The organism is Actinomadura barringtoniae (assembly GCF_017573505.1).
Taxonomy (GTDB): domain Bacteria; phylum Actinomycetota; class Actinomycetes; order Streptosporangiales; family Streptosporangiaceae; genus Spirillospora; species Spirillospora barringtoniae.
In genome coordinates this window covers 220,772-240,213 of record NZ_JAGEOJ010000012.1, presented here as the reverse complement: position 1 = coordinate 240,213, position 19,442 = coordinate 220,772, and the positions used below count along the sequence as shown (strand labels likewise).

General features: G+C 69.7%; 17 protein-coding genes and 1 pseudogene. 12 read left to right on the top strand and 6 right to left on the bottom strand.

All coding sequences use genetic code 11. The annotated features are described in order from the left end of the window. Positions 1-79: 79 nt before the first annotated feature. Positions 80-232: a hypothetical protein gene (locus J4573_RS29130; protein WP_208259077.1), complete on the bottom strand. Its 153-nt coding sequence runs from the start codon at positions 230-232 to the stop codon at positions 80-82. A 287-nt stretch (positions 233-519) separates the two neighbouring features. Between J4573_RS29130 and J4573_RS29125 the strand changes: the two genes are divergently transcribed. Then, on the top strand, positions 520-1,314 hold the full coding sequence (locus J4573_RS29125; RefSeq protein ID WP_208259076.1) for a hypothetical protein: 795 nt from the start codon (positions 520-522) through the stop codon (positions 1,312-1,314). Here J4573_RS29125 and J4573_RS29120 read toward each other — a convergent pair. After that, complete coding sequence (locus tag J4573_RS29120) at positions 1,311-2,756, bottom strand: serine/threonine-protein kinase (protein WP_208259075.1); 1,446 nt, start codon at positions 2,754-2,756, stop codon at positions 1,311-1,313. The genes J4573_RS29125 and J4573_RS29120 overlap by 4 nt on opposite strands. A gap of 709 nt (positions 2,757-3,465) precedes the next feature. On the opposite strand from J4573_RS29120, the gene J4573_RS29115 reads away from it, so the two are divergent. From J4573_RS29115 to J4573_RS54310, 4 genes are all read left to right on the top strand, one after another. Continuing rightward, positions 3,466-5,046 (top strand): chitinase, encoded by a 1,581-nt coding sequence (locus J4573_RS29115; protein WP_208259074.1) that lies wholly within the window; start codon positions 3,466-3,468, stop codon positions 5,044-5,046. Positions 5,047-5,056: 10 nt separating this feature from the next. Further along, on the top strand, positions 5,057-6,841 hold the full coding sequence (locus J4573_RS29110; RefSeq protein WP_243773719.1) for a chitinase: 1,785 nt from the start codon (positions 5,057-5,059) through the stop codon (positions 6,839-6,841). A 60-nt stretch (positions 6,842-6,901) separates the two neighbouring features. After that, positions 6,902-7,762 (top strand): lytic polysaccharide monooxygenase auxiliary activity family 9 protein, encoded by an 861-nt coding sequence (locus tag J4573_RS29105; RefSeq protein WP_243773718.1) that lies wholly within the window; start codon positions 6,902-6,904, stop codon positions 7,760-7,762. 138 nt (positions 7,763-7,900) lie between these two features. Further along, a complete protein-coding gene (locus tag J4573_RS54310) occupies positions 7,901-8,557 on the top strand; it encodes a DUF305 domain-containing protein (RefSeq protein ID WP_243773717.1) in 657 nt (218 codons plus the stop codon). A 186-nt stretch (positions 8,558-8,743) separates the two neighbouring features. Here the strand turns inward: J4573_RS54310 and J4573_RS54305 are convergent. Then, positions 8,744-9,604 (bottom strand): annotated as a pseudogene (locus J4573_RS54305) (glycosyltransferase family 87 protein); the annotation flags it as partial. Between the two features lie 135 nt (positions 9,605-9,739). Here J4573_RS54305 and J4573_RS29095 point away from each other — a divergent pair. The 4 genes from J4573_RS29095 to J4573_RS29080 all read left to right on the top strand — a co-directional run bounded on the left by J4573_RS29095 (position 9,740) and on the right by J4573_RS29080 (position 13,765). After that, positions 9,740-10,975, top strand: coding sequence for a sensor histidine kinase (locus J4573_RS29095; RefSeq protein ID WP_208259072.1), 1,236 nt, complete (start codon positions 9,740-9,742; stop codon positions 10,973-10,975). Next, positions 10,972-11,655, top strand: coding sequence for a response regulator (locus J4573_RS29090; RefSeq protein ID WP_208259071.1), 684 nt, complete (start codon positions 10,972-10,974; stop codon positions 11,653-11,655). Before J4573_RS29095 ends, J4573_RS29090 begins: the two co-directional genes overlap by 4 nt. A gap of 198 nt (positions 11,656-11,853) precedes the next feature. Next, positions 11,854-12,666 (top strand): SGNH/GDSL hydrolase family protein, encoded by an 813-nt coding sequence (locus J4573_RS29085; protein WP_208259220.1) that lies wholly within the window; start codon positions 11,854-11,856, stop codon positions 12,664-12,666. 148 nt (positions 12,667-12,814) lie between these two features. Continuing rightward, positions 12,815-13,765, top strand: coding sequence for an SDR family NAD(P)-dependent oxidoreductase (locus J4573_RS29080; protein WP_243773716.1), 951 nt, complete (start codon positions 12,815-12,817; stop codon positions 13,763-13,765). A 26-nt stretch (positions 13,766-13,791) separates the two neighbouring features. On the opposite strand, the gene J4573_RS29075 is transcribed toward J4573_RS29080, so the two are convergent. The 3 genes from J4573_RS29075 to J4573_RS29065 form a co-directional block, all read right to left on the bottom strand. After that, positions 13,792-14,445, bottom strand: a complete 654-nt coding sequence (locus J4573_RS29075) for a winged helix-turn-helix domain-containing protein (protein ID WP_208259069.1) — start codon at positions 14,443-14,445, stop codon at positions 13,792-13,794. Between the two features lie 89 nt (positions 14,446-14,534). Next, positions 14,535-16,010, bottom strand: coding sequence for a hypothetical protein (locus tag J4573_RS54300; protein WP_243773715.1), 1,476 nt, complete (start codon positions 16,008-16,010; stop codon positions 14,535-14,537). 120 nt (positions 16,011-16,130) lie between these two features. Further along, positions 16,131-16,424 carry a hypothetical protein gene (locus tag J4573_RS29065; RefSeq protein WP_208259068.1) on the bottom strand — a complete coding sequence of 98 codons (294 nt, stop codon included), beginning with the start codon at positions 16,422-16,424 and terminating at the stop codon, positions 16,131-16,133. 329 nt (positions 16,425-16,753) lie between these two features. On the opposite strand from J4573_RS29065, the gene J4573_RS29060 reads away from it, so the two are divergent. The 3 genes from J4573_RS29060 (at position 16,754) to J4573_RS29050 (ending at position 19,387) form a co-directional block, all read left to right on the top strand. Next, complete coding sequence (locus tag J4573_RS29060; protein WP_208259067.1) at positions 16,754-18,331, top strand: MFS transporter; 1,578 nt, start codon at positions 16,754-16,756, stop codon at positions 18,329-18,331. Between the two features lie 43 nt (positions 18,332-18,374). Next, a complete protein-coding gene (locus J4573_RS29055; RefSeq protein WP_208259066.1) occupies positions 18,375-19,022 on the top strand; it encodes a YdcF family protein in 648 nt (215 codons plus the stop codon). Between the two features lie 122 nt (positions 19,023-19,144). After that, positions 19,145-19,387, top strand: coding sequence for a hypothetical protein (locus J4573_RS29050; RefSeq protein WP_208259065.1), 243 nt, complete (start codon positions 19,145-19,147; stop codon positions 19,385-19,387). The last annotated feature ends 55 nt before the right edge of the window (positions 19,388-19,442 follow it).

Sequence of the window (19,442 nt, the reverse complement as noted above, 5' to 3'; positions counted from 1 at the left end):
GACGGCGCGTTTACAGAGCGTTGATACTGGCCTGATGCGGGCACGCCGATGTCGTTCAGAGCGATCAGCCCACTGATGATCAACGGTCGAGCGAGTGGGATCGGCCGTTGTGGGTGGCCTGGAGGGCGTCGTCGGACCAGAAGGTGATGAGCTCTTCTTCGGTCAGGCGGCTGGGTGGGAAGCCGGGGACGGGCCGGCCGGTTCTGAGGGACCAGATGGTCATCATGGTCATCGCCAGAAGTTCTTCGTCCGCTTGGTCTGGAGGCACGTCGGGCTTTCCGGTCGAGGGACTGGTCTCTTTGCCGGGCCGGTGCCGGGGGCCTCCTGGTGGTGCCCCGGACCGGGCCCGGCGGGAGCCGGTCTTTCCAGGCCACCCCCGATAGGGCTGGACGAGATCGGCGCCTTGAATGGTTCCTCGGGAGAGGTCCAGGAAAGCTTGGATCGGGGGCCTTGGGTATCCCTGAATTCCGGGATGGTGGGGCATGTGGGGCGGTTCTAGACTCCGTGACTGTGGGCGATATGACGCAGGTGACCGCACCTTCCGGCGAAGTGGTGGAAGTGCCGGAGGGCGGGCGGTTGGAGTTCGGGCGGGGGGCGGATGTCGATCTCGTCATCGCCGCTGACCGGGGACTCTCGCGGCGCGCGGGGGTGGTCGTGGGAGTCCCCGGGGGCGCTTGGGTCGCCAATCTGAGCGGGACGCACGCGTTGTACGTCGAGACCGATGGGTATCAGGTGCGGCTGCCTCCGCTGGAGGGGCGCAGTGAGCCGATGGGGGGTTGGTTCACCAGGGCTGGGGTCCTGCTGGTGGGGTCGCGGGCGATGCTCGACGAGGGGCAGGCGGTACGGGTGGAAGTCAGTCAGGGGGCGTGGAGCGTGCCTGGGCAGAGGGGTGCATCGGATGAGGAGGCCACGTTGAGGCCTCTTTATCTGGATCCGAAGACGAAGCTGTTTCTGGTGGCGTTGCTCTGGTGCCGGCCTTGGCTGTTGGACCCGGGGCGGTCCACGCCTCTGCCGAGGGTGCCGGAGATCGCGCGGGGAGCGTTGTCGGTCACCGAGGCGCACCATGAGCTGGAGCGGTTCGACAAGGACCCTGCGTTCAGGGAGCGGATCGCGGCGCGGGTGGGGGAGCACCTGAGGGTGCTTCGCAGGAAGATCGCTTCGCGGGGGCTTTCGCGGCCGGGGACGCGTTTGTCCGATGAGGTCGTGGTGGGGGCGTTGATCGACCACGCCGTCATCACGGCGGGGGATCTCGCGAAGCTGGACGACCCTTCGTGGTGTTCTCGGCAGGAAGACCTTTGGTGGGATCGGTCCTAGAGGTTGTTCACGGTGAATCGTGTGTGGGTGACGGTCCCGTTTGAGGATGCCGTTACCTCGTGGACGCCCGGGGGCAGCTTGCCGGCGATGAACTCGTGGCTCTGGTTGATGGCGTAGTTCCAGGTGCCGCGGGCGTCGACGGTGGGTTTGCTGGGGGACGGTGGTCTCTTGTCGAGCCGGATGGTGATCTGGGCGCCGGGGGGCCAGCCTCGGCCGTGCACCACGAAGACCGTGTTTCCGTCGCCCAGCGGCTGGTTGAGCAATATGCGCGGATTGCCGTCCGGTCGCTGGGCGGCTCCTGACAGGGGAGCATCGGGTTCGGCGGGGGGACCGCCTCGTGGGGGATTCGTGCTGGAGCTGGACTGGTGGAAGATCAGGGCGCCTGCGGTTCCGCCGATGAGCAGCATGGCGACGGCGATGGCGGCTGCCAGGAGGGTCGGCAGGTGAGGGGCTCGCTGTTTCTGCGGCTCCTGGGTGGGGGCGGGTTCGCGTATCTCAGGGGTTGAGGTCGCGGAGGCGAAGGTGGGGTCTTCGGGCGAGGTCGAACGGGGCCACTGGCGGTGTTCCTCGATCAGTTCCAGCGCGCAGTCGGGGAGATGGGCGGGGGACATCGAGGGGGAGGAGCTTCCCAGGGTGTCCAGGAGCGTTGCCGCGGTGGGACGGTCGGCCGGGTCGCGAGCCAGGCAGTGCGTCACGACCTCGTGGAGCGCTTCGGGGAGATCTGTGAGGTCGGGCGGCTCGGTGGCCAGGCGGGTGAGGATCTCGGTGACCGAGTCGCCCTTGTAGGGAGGGTGGCCCGTGGCGGCGTAAAGGAGCGTGCTGCCCAGGGAGAAGATGTCGCTGGCCTGGACGGTCTTGCGGGCGTTGCGGGCTTGTTCGGGGGCCATGTAGGCGGGGGTGCCCACGGCTTGGCGGGTGGCGGTGAGGGTGCTGCGTTCGGCGGCACGGGCCACGCCGAAGTCGATGACGCGCAGGCCGTCGGCCGAGACCAGGACGTTCGAGGGTTTGAGGTCGCGGTGCAGGAGACCGGTGCGGTGGATCGACTCGAGGGCCTCGGCGCACCCGGCGGCGAGCCAGCGTACGGCGGCGGGCGGCAGCGGGCCGCAGGACTTGACCAGGAGGTCGAGGGACGGAGCGGCGACGTAGGAGGTCGCCAGCCACGGGACCTCCGCGTCGGGATCGGCCTCGATGACGGCGGCCGTGAACGCTCCGCTGACCCGGCGGGCCGCGTCGATCTCATGGCGGAAGCGGGCCCGGAAGTCTCCTTCGCCGGCGAGCTCGCTCCTGATCGTCTTGACCGCGACGAGGCGGCCCGCGGCGGATCTGCCCAGATACACCCGTCCCATCGCACCGGCGCCGAGCCTGCCGAGGAGCGTGTACGCGCCGATGCGTGACGGGTCGTTCCGGGACAGCGGCTGCACGGGGGCGTGCCGCGATCCCATCTGGTCTCCTTCGAAGCCCGGGGTTTCAGAGGGCCATTGTCCCCATTCGGAGCGTCGTGAAGGAGGTTTCGGGGGACTTTGTGGCCCAGGTGTTGCGGCCCTAACGGCGACCCGCGTAGCGGGCAAGGGTCTCTTCGATTTCGGACCGTCCGGCTTACGGCTCGCGCAGCGGCGCCACGACCATCCGACCGGTCCATTTCTCCGGGTAAGGCAGAGCGGTCCGGACGCCCTTCAAGGTAAGGGCGGTGCGCTCGGGTCGGGGGCGACGGAGACCGGCCGCCGGCTCTTTTCGGCCCCGGGCCGAACGGTCACGCGGTTGAGATCCATCCACCGGTAGAAGTGTGTCTACCGCTGTGGCGCAAATCCCATCCTTCGGAATCTGAAGCCCTTCGGACGCGAGGGGTGGGGAGCCCGCGGCGGCTGGTCTGCGGAAGTGACAAGTACTGCCAGGCGAAGCGGTGATCCGTGGGCAAGGGGTGCCGATTTTCAAGGTCGTCCAGCTGGCTTGGTCCGCTACCTGGGGTGGTTGGCGGGGGCGGTTCCTGGGCTTTTCGGCGGTGGCGGCAAGGGGCTTGTCCGGTCGCCGACGGCGGGGTTACCGTTCATTCAAATTTATAGGAAACCTTCTTATCCAATGTGATCGCGCACGTGCTTCGTCTCGGGGTCGGGGGATTGGCCGCTGTTCCCTTCGTCCGACTCTGGAGTGACCATGCGCTTCGTGCGCCGAGCCGTGTTCCTCGGCCTTTCCGCTCTGCTCCTCGCGCTGCTGGTGCCGTTGCAGGCGCTCGCCGCCGGGGCGGTGACCGCGACGTTCACCAAGTCCTCCGACTGGGGCTCCGGCTATGAGGGCAAGTACACGATCACCAATGGCACGAGCGCCGCCATCAGCTCGTGGAAGGTGGACGCCGACGTCCCCGCGGGAACGAGCGTCGGCACCTACTGGGACTCGCTGCTCACCAGCTCCGGACAGCATGTGACGTTCAAGAACCGCGAATACAACGGGACCGTGGCGGCCGGGGCGTCGGTGTCGTTCGGCTTCGTGGCGAGCGGCTCGGGTGCCCCGCAGAACTGCACGATCAACGGCGCGGCCTGCACGGGTGACAGTGGGCCCGGCACGCCAGGGGCACCCGGTACGCCGGGCCCTCCGAGCGTCAGCGGGCGCAGCGATTCTTCGCTCACGCTCACGTGGACCGCTTCCAGTGGGACCGTCACCGGCTATCGCGTGTATGAGGGGACGACCGTACGGGCGACGACGACGTCCACGAGTGCGACTCTCTCAGGGCTCGCGGCCTGCACCTCCCATAGCTACACGGTCAAGGCGTACAACTCGGCAGGGGAGTCGGCAGCCAGCGCAGAGGTCAGCGGTACTACGGGTGGGTGCACGACGGGCGGGCCCCTGCCCAAGCACTTCCTCACCGGGTACTGGCACGACTTCGCCAACGCGGCCGCGGAACTGAAGCTCGCGGACGTTCCCTCTGAGTACGACCTCGTCGCGGTGGCCTTCGGAGAGGCGACGACCACGCGCGGGCAGGTCACCTTCGCCGTGGACCCGGGCCTTTCCAGTTCGCTGGGCGGTTACACCGACGCGCAGTTCAAGGCGGACGTGCAGACACTTCACAGCCGCGGCAAGAAGGTCATCCTCTCGGTAGGCGGCCAGAACGGCGCCGTCCAGGTAAGTGACTCCTCGTCCGCGAACGCCTTCGCCGACAGCGTCTACTCCCTGATGCAGAGCTACGGCTTCGACGGCGTGGACATCGACCTGGAGAACGGCCTCAACGCCACCTACATGGGTCAGGCCCTTCACTCGCTGCGCACCAAGGCGGGCGCGAACCTCATCGTCACGATGGCGCCGCAGACCATCGACATGCAGTCCACGGGCGGGAGCTACTTCCAGCTGGCCCTGAACATCAAGGACATCCTCACGGTCGTCCACATGCAGTACTACAACTCCGGCTCGATGCTCGGCTGCGACCAGAAGGTCTACTCCCAGGGAACCGAAGACTTCATCACCGCTCTTGCCTGCATTCAGCTGGAGAACGGCCTGCGCGCGGACCAGGTGTCCCTCGGCCTCCCCGCCGGCTCCGGCGCGGCAGGGGGCGGGGTGGTGTCACCCTCCACGGTGAACAACGCCCTGGACTGCCTGGCCAAGGCGACCAACTGCGGATCGTTCAAACCGCCGCACACCTATCCCGACATCCGCGGCGCGATGACCTGGTCGGTGAACTGGGACGTCACCAACGGCAACGGCTTCGCCAAGACCGTCCGCCCGCACCTCGACACCCTGCCGTAGGACGCCGACGATGAAGAAATACCTCGCCGCCCTGATGGCCGCGCTCCTGGTGACCATCGGCCTGAACGCCACGCAGGCCCCGGCCGCCTTCGCCGCCAACATCCTCTCCAACAGCGGTTTCGAGACCGGCTCGCTCTCCAACTGGGCGTGCTCGGGTGGCACCGGATCGGTGGTCTCCACCCCTGTGCACTCCGGGTCGTATGCCCTCGCAGGGGCAGCCTCCGGATCCGACACCGCGCAGTGCACGCAGACGGTCGCGGTCAAGGCGAACACCGCCTACACGCTCTCGGCGTGGGTACGCGGCAGCTACGTCTACCTCGGCGTAACGGGCGGAGCCTCCACCTGGACGCCCTCGGCCACCTCGTACACCAAGCTCAGCGTCAGCTTCACGACCACCGCGAGCCAGACGTCGGCGCAGATCTTCCTGCACGGCTGGTACGGAACGGGCACCTACAACGCCGATGACGTGGAACTGGACGGGCCCGGTGGCACCCCGCCCGGCGACGGAGCGCCCGCCGCCCCGACCGCACCGCAACTCGGCGCGGTGACCAGCAACTCGATGGCCCTCTCCTGGACCGCCCCCACCGGGACCGTTACCGGCTACCGCGTGTACGAGGGCAACACGGCCGTCGCCACCTCCACAGGCACGTCGGCCACGATCGGCGGCCTTACTCCCTGCACGACGCACACCTACACGGTCGCCGCGTACAACAGCGCGGGGGAGTCGCCCAAGTCGGACTCGGTCACCGGCACCACCGGCGGATGCACCGACACCGGCCTGGCCAAGCACGCCCTCATCGGCTACCTGCACGCCAGCTTCGCCAACGGTTCGGGCTACATCCGCATGGCGGACGTGCCATCCGCGTGGGACATCATCGACCTGGCCTTCGGTGAGCCCACCTCGCCCACGTCAGGCGACGTCCGCTTCAACCGCTGCCCGGCGTCGGAATGCCCGAACGTGGAGAGCGACGCCGACTTCATCGCCGCCATCCGCGCCAAGCAGGCACAGGGCAAGAAGGTCCTCATCTCCATCGGCGGCCAGAACGGCCAGGTGCAGCTCACCACCACGGCCGCGCGCGACACGTTCGTCAGCTCGGTCTCGGCCATCATCGACAAGTACGGCCTGGACGGCCTGGACGTCGACTTCGAAGGCCACAGCCTCTACCTCGACGCCGGCGACACCGACTTCGCCAACCCGACGACGCCGGTCATCGTCAACCTCATCTCCGCGCTGAAGACCCTCAAGGCCAAGTACGGGTCCAAGTTCGTGCTGACCATGGCGCCGGAGACCTTCTTCGTTCAGGTCGGCTACAAGTTCTATGGCGGCGCGGGCGGCGGTGACAACCGCACCGGCGCCTACCTGCCCGTCATCCACGCCCTTCGCGACGCGCTCACGGTCCTGCACGTCCAGGACTACAACTCCGGTCCCGTGACAGGCCTGGACGAGCAGTGGCACAACGTCGGCAACGCGGACTTCCACATCGCGATGACCGACATGGTGAAGGCGGGCTTCACGGTCGCCGGCACCGGCCACCGTTTCCCGGGGCTGCGTGCCGACCAGATCGCGTTCGGGCTGCCCGCCGCCACCAGCGCGGGGAACGGCTACACCTCGCCCGCCCAGGTGCAGCAGGCGCTCAACTGCCTGGCCAAGGGCCAGGACTGCGGCGGCTACACGCTCCGCGGCGGCACCTCACCCGCCATCCGCGGCCTGATGACGTGGTCCATCAACTGGGACCGCTACTTCAACTGGGAGTTCATGAACAGCCACGAGCCATTCCTGAACGCACTGCCCTGACACGTCTCCACCCCACAAGGCCTGACACGTTTCCACCCCACAAGGGAGGTCAGATCCCCCATGCGAAAGAGATCCAAGGTCGCCTTCGTGACCGCGGCGGTCCCGGCCGCGGCCCTGCTCTCCGTCGTCGTCCAGGCGAGCCCGGCGAGCGCGCACGGCACCATGTCCGACCCGCCCAGCCGCGTGTACGTCTGCAAGCTGGAGAACCCCGAGAGTCCCAAGTCCGATGCCTGCAAGGCGGCGGTCGCCGCGGGCGGCACCCAGGCGTTCTACGACTGGAACGAGGTGTCGCTCCTCGACGCGGGCGGCCGGCACCGCGAGCTGATCCCGGACGGGAAGCTGTGCAGCGCGGGCCGCGAGAAGTACCGCGGGCTCGACCTGGTCCGTACGGACTGGCCCGCCAAGCGCATCTCCCCGGGGCCGCTCACCATCACCTACTACGCGACCGCGCCGCACCAGAACAGCAACTTCGAGTTCTACATCACCCGCGACGGCTGGGACCCCTCGCAGCCGCTGCGCTGGGCGGACCTGGTGCCGATCCAGACGTTCAACAACCAGAACCCGACCACCTACACCAACTGGACGATCAACATCCCGCAGCGGACCGGCCGCCACATCCTCTACTCGATCTGGCAGCGGGTCGTCGGCAGCAACGAGGCGTTCTACACCTGCTCGGACGTGGACTTCGGCGGCGGCAACACCCCGACGCCGCCGCCCACCACCCCGCCGCCGACGCAGACGCCCCCGCCCACCACGCCTCCGCCCACGCAGCAGCCGAGCGGCAGCTGGGCCGCGGGCACCGCCTACAAGGCCGGTGACCAGGTGACCTACCAGGGCGTCTCGTACAAGTGCCTCCAGGCGCACACCGCGCTGGCCGGCTGGGAGCCGCCGACCACGCCCTCCCTCTGGCAGCGCGTGTAACGCCCAACAAACCGACAAGGCCGATCCCCTCCGTCCCGCGCCGGGCGACCGCCGGCGCCGCCGTCCCCCACCGCCCGAGGCGGTGCCCGGCGCGGGACGTTCCACCAGCGCTCGAGGACTCCATGAGATAAGGACTCCATGAGATACGGCCCGTTCACCTGCATCGTCGTCGCGGCCCTGCTCCTGCTGACAGGGTGCGCGAGCTCTGGCAGTACGCCGAACGGGAGCTTCAACGACGACGACGTGATGTTCCTGCAGATGATGATCCAGCACAACGGGCAGGGCATCCGCATCGCGCGCCTCGCCGAGAAGCGGGCCGTACGGCCGGACGTCACGACGCTGGCCGCCGCGATCGACACGACGCAGGTCGCGGAGGTCAAGACGATGGCGGGCCGGCTGCGCGGCTGGCACAAGCCGCCGGTCGCGCTCGCCCACTCACACACGGCGCACGGTGGCATGGTGATGACGCGCGAGAGCGAGATCACCAAGCTCTCCACCAAGAACGGACCGGACTTCGAACGCCGCTTTCTCGACATGATGGTCGCGCACCAGGACGACGCCCTACAGATGGCCCGCCGCGAGGTGGCCACCGGCATCGACCCGCAGTCCAAGGGCCTCGCCCAGCGGTTCATCAAGTCCCGTACGGGAGAGATCGACCAGATGCTCAAGTTCCTGGGCCCCGGCGCCGGCCCCAACGCCAGTCCCAACCCCAGCACCAACCCCAGCACCAACCCCAGCGCCAGTCCGTCGCAGAGCCCAGGCCAGATAACCGACAAAGCCCAGGCCGGACAGTAGATAGCAGTTGATGACGATCGTGGCCGGCCCGTGGAAGCCGTACTCGCGCGGCATCCACCACAGCGGCGACAGGCAGAACAGCACGTACGCGCCCGCCGCCCACCACCGCCGGCCGTGACGTACGAGCACGACCAGCGCGGGCACCACCCACACCCAGTGGTGCGCCCACGAGATCGGCGAGACCAGCAGCCCGGTCGCGCCCGTGACCGCCGCCGCGGCCAGCCAGTCGTTCCGTCGTGCCCACGCCACGGCGACCGCGAGCCCGATCGCCCCCAGCACCAGCGGCACGACCGGATACCAGCCGCCCACCCGGTCCGGCCCGCCCAGCAGCCGCGCCGCCGCGCCGAACGGCGACTGGTTGCTGACATACGGGACCCCGACGCGTGAGGTGTCGAGGAAGACGCCGCCCCAGTAGACCCGCGACGCCTCTGGAGCGATCGCGAACGCCGCCAGCCCGCACGCGGCGAACGTCCCGGCCGCGACGACCGCCGCCCGGACCCGCCCCGCGAGCAGCAGCATCACCACGAAGATCGCCGGCGTCAGCTTGATCGCCGCCGCCACCCCGATCCCGATCCCCGCGGAACGCCGTCCCGCCGCCACGAGCCGGACGTCGGCCAGCACGATCGCCAGCAGCAGCGGATTGATCTGGCCCAGGAAAATCGACTGCCACATCGGCTGCAGGAACAGCCCGGCGGCCACGACCGCGGCGACCCGTCCCCGCGTACAGCGGAATCCGCCCAGCTTCAGCGTGCTCACCCACGCCCAGCCGAACGCGGCCACCGACCCCAATTGCCAGGCCACCCTCGCGACGCCCAGCGGCACCCACGAAATGGGGACGAACAGCGAGGCCATAAACGGTGTATTGGTGAACCAATGTGCGACAAGTTGCTCCCGATAAAGCCGCACACCATCGCCGGCGACCCGCCCACCCTCCCAATAGATGTGAAAGTCCAGCGAGTTGTAAGAGATGGCGAATACGACGACTCCGATGATCTGAACGGTGAGCACGCCGTAAACGGCGCGCACTGCCTTCGACCCCAGTCCCATGGCACCGGACGATCTCCCGGGCGGTGCCCGCACGGCATCGGGCCGTCGGCCACATTCGCCGGGACCGGCGTTAGCCCGCGGGCTTACTCCCACGGGCTGATGCGTCGCCGCAGGTCAGCCGGTTACGATCGGGCCATGTCCGAGACCGTGAGCCCCCCGGCGGGCGGCTGGGCGCGCCTGCGGGCGGTCCTGGCCTGGACCGGAGCCGTCCTCTATCCCGTGGTCCTGTTCGCCACGGTGCAGGACGGGCGCAGCGGCTTCAGCCCGCTCGCGGTCCTGATCTCCGCGCTGCTCACGCTCCTGGTCCTCCTGCTGCTGCGTCGCAGCCCGTGGCCCGCCTTCGGGTTGCTGGTGTTCGCGTGGTTCGCGGCGGCCGGGCTGTCGAACGTCCAGAACGGCGTGGTCGGCAGCCTGCAGGTGCTGGTCACCGACTTCGCGGTCGCGCTCGTCGCGATGGAACGGTCGCGCCGTTCCTCGGTCATCGCCGCGGCGGTCGCGGTCCTCGTGCAGGCCGGCTGCGCGCTCGTCTACGCGCACGGGACCGCGCTCCCGCAGGCCATCGCGTTCATGATCCTCGCAGGGGTCGTCGCCTGGATGGCGGGCAACTCCGTCCGCGTACGGCGCCAGCACGCCGTCGCGATGGCCGCGCGGGCGACCGAGCAGGCCGTCACCGCCGAACGGCTCCGGATCGCCCGCGAGCTGCACGACATGGTCGCCCACAGCATCGGCATCATCGCGATCCAGGCCGGGGTCGGCAGCCGGGTCATCGACACCCAGCCGGACGAGGCCCGCAACGCCCTGTCGGCGATCGAGGCCACCAGCCGGGACACCCTGGCGGGCCTTCGCCGCATGCTGGGTGCGCTGCGCCGCGCCGAGCCCGCTGCGGGAGGTCAGGGCGGCGGCGCCGAGGAGCGCGCGCCGCTGGATCCTGCGCCCGGCCTCGCCGATCTCGAACGGCTGGTCGACGCGACGATGGACGCGGGCGTACGGGTGGACGTCCGCCGCCTCGGCGAAGGCCGCGCACTGCCCGCGGAGCTGGACCTGTCGGCGTTCCGCATCATCCAGGAGGCGGTCACCAACGTCGTCCGGCACGCGGGCGCGGGCCGATGCCAGGTCACGATCGACTACCGGGACGACGAGATCGACATCGAGATCGTCGACGACGGTCGCGGCTGCGAGGTCGGGGCCGCCGGTGGCTACGGCATCATCGGGATGCGCGAGCGCGCCGGGCTCCTGCACGGGCACTTCACGGCGGGGCCGCGCGCCGAAGGCGGCTTCCGCGTCCAGGCGCGCCTGCCGCTCCCCGCCGCTTTCCGCGCCGCACCGGCTCGCGGCGGAGGCCCGATGACGGTACGGGTGGAGGCCCGATGACGGTACGGGTCGTGCTGGTCGACGACCAGCCGCTGATCCGCGCCGGCCTGCGCGTGCTCATCGCCGACACCCCCGACCTGCGGATCGTGGGCGAGGCCGGGGACGGCGCCGAGGCGGTACGGCTGGTGAAGGAGACCTCCCCGGACGTCGTCGTGATGGACATCCGGATGCCCGGCATGGACGGCATCGAGGCGACCCGGCTGATCACCTCGTCGGACGCCGCGACGCACGTGATCGTCCTGACCACGTTCGACGATGACGACTACGTCTACGGGGCGCTGCGCGCCGGGGCGAGCGGCTTCCTGGTCAAGGACATGGCACTGGACGACATCCTCGGCGCGATCCGCGTGGTGGCCGGGGGCGACGCGCTGCTCGCGCCCAGCGTCACGCGGCGGCTCATCGGCGAGTTCGCCGCCCGCCCCGAGCCCGCCGGGACCGCCGCTGCCGCCGCCGAGGCGGCCTCCCGCGGCGCGGTGGGCGGCGTGACCGAGCGCGAACGCGAGGTGCTGGTCCTCGTCGGGCGGGGCCTGTCGAACGGTGAGATCGCCGCCGAGCTGTCCATCAGCGTCGCCACGGCCAAGGCCCACGTCGCCCGGCTGTTCACCAAGCTCGACGCCCGCGACCGCGTCCACCTGGTGATCATCGCCTACGAGGCCGGGCTGGTCGCTCCCTCCTCCTGACCCGCGTGACGTGTGGTGCCTGGTGCCCACGAAACGGGTGTTTCGCATTTCTTGGTATCGGCGGTCTCTTTCTCATTACTGGGCATCAATGGCCGGACATGATGAAATATCTGCTCCGCGGCCGAGGCTTCTTTCGCGCGGGACCCGGGTATAAGTCGGTCAGCACAATTAGAGAAACGTTCTCCCGCCGGAGTGCCGATGCGCGTGCCCCGTATCTGCTCTGTCGCCATTGGCGTCATGGGCGTGCTCGCTGGATCCATTGCCTGCGCCGGGCCGGCCGTCTCCGTCGCCGGTCCCGTGAACTACGTCGCCCTCGGCGATTCCTACTCCGCCGGAGTGGGCGCAGGCTCCTATGAGTCCGACAGCGGCTCGTGCCGCCGCAGCGACAACGCCTATCCGAAACTGTGGGCGAACGACCGTTCACCGGTCAGTTTCACGTTCGTGGCCTGTTCGGGCGCGCGCACCGACAACGTCCTGAACAGCCAGCTCAGCGCGCTTACGCCGAACACCACGCTGGTCACCATCACCGTCGGCGGGAACGACGCGGGCTTCACCAACGTGATGCGGGCCTGCGTGCTGGAATCGACCGGCGACTGCACCGCCGCGGTGAAGACGGCGGAGGACTACATGACCACCAAACTGCCCGACCGGCTCGACGGCCTGTACGCCGCGATGAAGGGCAAGGCGCCTGCGGCGAAGGTCATCGTCCTCGGTTACCCGCACCTCTACAAAATCGTGAGCAACTGCGCCGGACTGAACAACACCAAGCGGGTCGCACTGAACCAGGCGGCCGACGCGCTCGACTCCACCATCGCCGCCGCGGTGTCGCGCGCCTCGTTCACCTATTCCGACGTACGCGACGAATTCGCGGGCCATGAGTTGTGCTCGGGTGACGGCTGGCTGAACTCGGTGTCGATTCCGATCGACGACTCGTACCACCCGACCGCGCGAGGCCAGAGCCGCGGCTACCTCCCGGCGCTGAACTCCGTCGACAGGAGCTCCCAAGGCTGACCCCGGAGCGTGGCGTGCCCCCCGCCGCTCCCACCGCGACGTTCCTGGCCGTATCACTGCCAGGAACGTCGCGGTCTTCACTGGGCGTACCCGGTGCGGCGATGATCGTCTTGCCCGGTCGATGCGGGCGGGACGAACGGAGATGACGATGGCTTTCGACAAGAACTCCACCGCGGCCGAGGTGGTCGCCGGGCACGACCTGACGGGCAAGGAGGTGATCGTCACCGGCGGGGCCTCCGGGCTCGGCGCCGAGACCGCACGGGTGCTGGCGCTCGCGGGCGCCCGGGTCGTGGTCGCCGGACGCGACGCCGGCCGGGGAGAGGCAGCCGTGCGGCGGCTGCGCGAGGAGACCGGCAACCGGGCCGTGGAGTTCTCCGAGCTCGATCTGGGGTCGCTCGCGTCGGTCCGCGCGTTCACCGAACGCTACGCGGCCACCGGCCGGAGCCTGCACCTGCTGATCAACAACGCCGGCGTCATGGCGTCGCCGCTGACCTACACCGAGGACGGTTTCGAGTCGCAGTTCGGCACCAACCACCTGGGGCACTTCGCGCTCACGGCGGGACTGCGTCCGGCGCTCGCCGCCGCGGGAGGCGGAGCGCGGGTAGTGGCGCTGTCCTCGCGGGCGCACCGGCGCGGGGACATCGATCTCGACGACCCGAACTACCGGCACCGCCCGTACGACCCGTGGGAGTCCTACGGCCAGTCCAAGAGCGCCAACGCACTCTTCGCGGTCGAGCTGACCGAGCGGTGGGCCACCGACGGGATCACGGCCAACGCCCTGAACCCCGGCGCCATCATGACCGACCTTCAGCGCCACATCGCGACCGGCGAGCTGCAGGACATGGGCTGGGCCGACGCCGACGGCAACCGGATCACGCCGCAAGGGTGGAAGACCGTCGAGCAGGGCGCGGCGACCACGATCTGGGCCGCCGTCGCCCCGGAGCTCGAGGGCGTCGGCGGCCACTACCTGGACGACTGCGCGATCGCCACGCCATGGACCGCCGACGACCAGCCGCCGTTCGGCCACTACCTGGCGCGCATCCTCGACCCCGAGCGCGCGGAACGGCTCTGGACGCTGTCGGAGAAGCTCATCGGTTGACGAGCCGGCCTGTCGGCTGAGATCGACTACGCGTTGACCGAGCGGAGGCGGTAGCCGAGGCCGTGGCTGGTGTGGATCAGCGCGGCGTGGTCGGGGCCCAGCTTGGCGCGCAGGCGGCGGACGTGGGTGTGGATCGTACGGGTGCTCTGCGGCCTCCTGCTGTTGTAGCTCTCCAGGAGCTGGCGGTAGGTGAGGATCTGGCCGGGCCGGGCGGCCAGGCGGGTCAGGATCTGGTACTCGGCGTGCGTCAGCGGGATCGCGCGGTCGTTCAGCCGGACCGTACGGGCGGAGTCGTCGAACGACAGGCCTGAGGGCATCCGCCGCACGGCCGGCCGCTGAAGCAGGGGCCGGCGGGTCCCGGCCATCTGGAGCCGTACGGCGACCTCGGCGGCGGGGGAGGAGTCCAGCAGGATGTCGTCCACGCCCCAGCCGGAGTCGAGCGTGATCAGCCCGCCGTCGGTGAACACGGCGAGCAGCGGCGGGCCGCCCTTGAGGCTGTGACACACGCTCCGGGCCCTCTGCAGGTCCTTGCGCGCGTCCACCAGGACCACGTCGCACGTCGGGTCGGTCCACGCCGCCGAGGCGGGCAGCACGCGCACCGCGTGCGGCAGCTCGCCGAGCGCAGGAAGGACCTCCTGCGGCGTACGGCCATGGTCGGTCAGCAGCAGTACCGCGCTCATCCCAGCAGTGCCCCTCCCGGTAAAACCTATTATCTCTACCTATATAGTAGGTTTTAGGTCGCCGCAAGGAGCCACGGCGATGGAGTCGATCACTGGCGGCTGATGGCCCGCGTGATCCCGGCGGCGATCGTGGTGGCCAGGATCCAGCCCGCGATGATCAGGGTGTACGCCAGGTACTGGTAGCCGTGCTGGGGCTTGTACGCCTTCTCCTGGCCGAAGTCGATGATCGGCAGCAGCAGGTCCAGCGTGTAGAAGAACGGATTGAACCCGGGCGACTCGCCCTTCTTCAGCTCGGGCGGCGGCTGGATCCCGAACACGATGCTGCCCACCGCCAGCAGAGCGACCAGCCAGGCCGCCGCCCGCAACGGCCGGAACCCGTAGCCGACCAGACCGTCCTGGAGGAACCCCCAGACCTTCAGGTACCAGGGGAGTGAGCTGCGGTGATGGCGAAGCTTGGCCAGTTGCACCGTCCGTGCCGCCGCGTCGTCGCCGATACGCCGATACGCGGCGGCCAGCTGCTCATAGCCATGCGGGAGGTAGCCCTCCTGCTCGCGTTCCAGCAGCGGCAGGCGCAGGCTCGCGGGAAGGGGCGGGGTGAGCGTGCCGTAAGAGAGGTTCTCCAGGCGGACGACGTCGGGCCAGACTTTCGGTGTCGCGTACAGGGTGTCGAACTGCGAGTGGCGGAGGTTCACGATGCCCTTGATCGGCTCCGTTTCCCGGAACCAGATCTCGGCCGCCGTGCAGCTGCTGGCGTGCAGCGCGGTCCCGCCCGGATTGGACAGCCGGGCGCGGGAGAGGTCGATCTGGCCGGGGATCCGTGCTCCCCGGAGATTCACCATGCCCTCGGCGTGCAGCCGCTTGGCGATCAGATCCGAGCCGACGGTGAGCGTCTGGAGGTCGAGCGCCGTATCACCAGGGTGACTGAGCGAGGCGCCCTGGAGGTTGACCATGCCGGAGACCTTGGAGCCGTGCATGCGCACGGCGCCGTGGGAGACCCGCAGGTCGGGCGCCCACACGTCGTCGTCGATGACCGAATGGTTGAGGTGGAGGATCTGGCCGTGTTGATCGGCTGCGCCGTCCGAGCCGATCTGGGCGCGCTCCATGAACAGGGCGCCTGAGATGCGGGCGCCGCCCAGGCGGACCTGGCCGGGGATGCGGCAGTCGGTGAGGCGGAGCACCCCCGAGCAGCGGATCGTCATGGCCTCGAGGCCGGGCAGGTACGACTCGCTCAGGTTGAGCTGCCTGACCTCGGTGCCGTAGAAGCTCGGCGTCTCCTCGAAATGGCAGCCCATCAGCCGCACGGGGCCGGACACGACGCCGTACCGCATGTTGAGGCGACCGGTGATCCGCGCGCCGTCCACGCGCAGCGCCGCGACCTCGCCCTCCGCGGCCTGACCGCTCAGCATGAGCGTGCGCAGGACCTCGGCCCGTACGGTCCGCTCCGGGCCCCAGGCGCCGCCCTGCTCGGGGTCCTCGTCCGGCGACTGCCGGAAGTCGACGGTCTCACCGCGGGGGAACGCCCACCGCAGACGGCGTTCGGCGGGCGTCAGGTCGGCGATCTCCACCGCGCGACTCTGGCCCGCCGCGTGACGCGCTGTCAACCGGTTCGCCGATCACCGGCGGACGCCGCTCGGCGAGCCCCGCCGGACGCCGCTCAGGAGGCCCGTGCGGGCGCCGCCGGGCGGTCACCGGCAGACGCTGCTGCCGCCCGCCTCCTCCTCGCCGTCGCGGTCGCTGAAGCCCGGCTCGAGGTACTCGTCCTCGGGCCACAGGTCATCGGCCAGCCAGGCGAGGTACTCCTCCTCGCCCGGATCGAGTTCGGCCGTCATCGACTCGGGATACTCGGCCGTCTTCGGCTCGAGATGGTCGCCGTCCTCGCCCGCCGCCACCGGCTCTCGCCGGGCAGGGGGCCGGAGCAGTCGCCGCAGGCTCATGGCCAGCAGAGCGGCCAACGAGCAGAGCACCAGTGCCGTGATCACACCACGCCGTCCCTCCGCGAGTGAGTTCGATAAGGACCTTGCGTAAGGGGCAAACTAGCTGAACGCTACTAGAGGGATCAATCGGGCGGGAGTTCGACATGCGGCACACCGGTGATATCGAGCCGCGGGGTTTACCTGAGCTGGGGGAGCGGCGGCGATCGCCGGACGTGCGCGGAGCCCGCCGCGAGCCCCCGTTGACCGCGGCCATCCCGCCTTGACCAGGCACTGTTCCCTCGAAACAATTAGGGTCCGTCACGGTGAATGACGAAGCGGAAGCCGGCGGTAGTGAGCTCCTGGGCGACGTGAGGACGCGATCCGAAGGACGCCGCATGGCCGTTTTCTGGATCGGTGCGGCCATGGTCACCGTCGGTGTCGTTCTGCATCTGCCGATGTACTTCGACGCCCGTGACATGGGCTATCACATGGCCGGGATGCCCATGGACGCGGGAATGATCGCCGGGATGGTGCTCATCCTGGCGGGGCTGGCCGCCTGCTGTTACGGGCTGCTCTCGCGCTTCGCCGACTTCGGGTCGGCGGCGCATCTGAAGGTCCGCGCGATCGACGACGCGCGCATCGGGCAGACGCACATCGGGCTGCTGGTGGTGCTGGCGCTCGCCGTGACGATCGACGTGCAGAAACCGACCGCGCTCGCATTCGTCGTCCCGGGCTTCGCCCGCGAGTACGGGCTGAGGTCGGCGCTCAACCCGCACGGCGGCGCGCCCGCCGCGCTGCTTCCGCTCGTGGGCATCACCGGGACCGTGCTCGGGTCGCTGGCCTGGGGATGGCTGGGCGACCGGATGGGCCGGCGCGCCGCGATGCTGCTCGCGGGCGTCATCTTCATCGGCACCTCCGTGTGCGGCACCATGCCGAGCTACGAGCTGAACCTGGTGATGTGCTTCGTGATGGGACTCGGCGCCGGCGGCATGCTGCCCGTGGCGTTCACCCTGCTCTCGGAGACGATCCCGGCCCGGCACCGCGGGTGGCTGATGGTGCTGATCGGCGGCGACATCGCCGGGGCGTACGTGCTGACCAGCTGGGCCTCCGAAACGCTCACGCCGACCTACAGCTGGCGCGTCCTGTGGCTCATCGGGCTGCCCACCGGACTGGTGTTCATCCTGCTCATCCGGTGGATCCCCGAGTCGCCGAGGTACCTGCTCGCGGTCGGCAAGGAGGACGAGGCGCGGCAGGTCCTGCGCAGGTACAAGGCCGAGGTCGTGCCGATGGACAGGTCCGAGCTGGAGACCGAGGAGCGGGTCGGGAGCAGCTACGGGCAGCTGCTGCGCCCGCCGTTCCTCGGGCTGACCGCAGTGCTCGCGCTGGTCGGCGGCGGGATCGGCCTGGTGGTGTACGGCTTCCAGCTGTGGCTGCCGACCAACCTGCGGCACCTCGGGTACGAGGGCGTGACCGCCGACCGCGTCCTGCGCGACTCGTCGCTGATCGGCTTCCCGCTCAACTTCCTGATCGCCTACCTCTACCACCGGTCGAGCCGCTGGACCCTGATCGGACTGACCGCGCTGGTGGCCGTGGCGCTGCTCGGCTTCGTCGTCCTCGGCGACTCGGTGGCCGGCGACCGGCCGCTGCTGAGCGCGCTGCTGGTGATCCCCATCTGGGGGTCGAGCTCGGTGGTCGCGGTGCTGTCGGCGTACGGCGCGGAGGTCTACCCGACCCGCATCCGTTCGCGCGGCAGCGGACTGGTGGCCGGGCTGACCAAGGCGGGCGGCGTGCTCATCATCGCGCTGGTCGTCGCGGCGGTCGCGGTCCCGTCGCTGCGGGTCACCGCCGTGCTGGGCGCCCTCCCGCTGGCGCTGGCCGTCGGCCTCGCGTTCGCCGTGGCCATCGAGACCCGCAGCCGCCGGCTGGAGGACATCACCGCAGGCGAGCTCAGCCAAGCGCCCCTCGCGTCCTGACCCGCTCGGCGCTCGGTCGGAGGCGACTCCGTACAGTCGGACGATGATCGACGAACGGGCCCGCCGGCTGGCGCGGATCGTGCACGACCACCTGATCCTCACCACACCGCTCGCCCCGAGCGACTGCCTGCTCGTTCTCGGCAGCCACGACACCCGCGTCGCCGAGCACGCGGCGCGCCTCTGGCACGAGGGCTGGGCGCCGCGCGTCGTTCTCTCCGGCGGCCGCGGCAAGATCACCTCAGCCTGGTCCGAGACCGAGGCCGCGGTGTTCGCCCGGGTCGCGGTGGCGCACGGCGTTCCCGAGGACGCGCTGCTGCTGGAGGAGACCGCGTCCAACACCGGCGAGAACATCACCGCCTCGCGCGCGCTCCTCGCCGATCGCGGGATCGCCGTACGGCGCGGCATCCTGGTCACCAAGCCGTACATGACCCGGCGCGGGCTGGCCACCGCCCGCCGCCAGTGGCCCGAGGTCGAGTGGCTGTCGGCGGCGCCGGATCTGGCGTACGAGGCCTACGACGACGAACGCCAGCTGATCGAACTGCTGGTCGGCGATCTGCAGCGGATGGTGGTCTACGCCGAACGCGGATTCCAGGTCCCGATGCCGGTGGAGGAGTCGGCGTGGGCGGCCTGCGAGGAGCTCGCCGGGATGGGCTTCGATCGCCACGTCATCTCTGACCTTAAGGGGCGGTGAAGGGGGACCCAAGCGGGCCTGATGCCATCCCGGACGTCACGAAAATGTCAGAGGCGGGTCGTAGCGTTGATGGCAACGCGGGACATCCTCCCGCTGGAGGAGAGGAGCAGATCATGGCTCCGATGAGTGCCTCGGATCTGGCTCAGGTCCTGTTCACCACGCCGCTGCAGGCGTCCGACCGTCCCACGGCCGAACGTGTGCGCGCCGCCATCCACGACCGGCTCAGGTGCGCCGACCCCGCCGGGTGCGCCGCCCGCGTCGCCCAGGAGGCGGGGGACCACCCCGACCTCTACGCCGCCCGCATGCGCTGGGCCCTGGAGACCGTCGCGCATTCCTACGCCCCCTGCCATCTGGCCGCCGCCTGACTTCACGACGCGCCGTCGCCCTCCACGCGCCGGAGCCGTTCATGGTCCGGAGCCG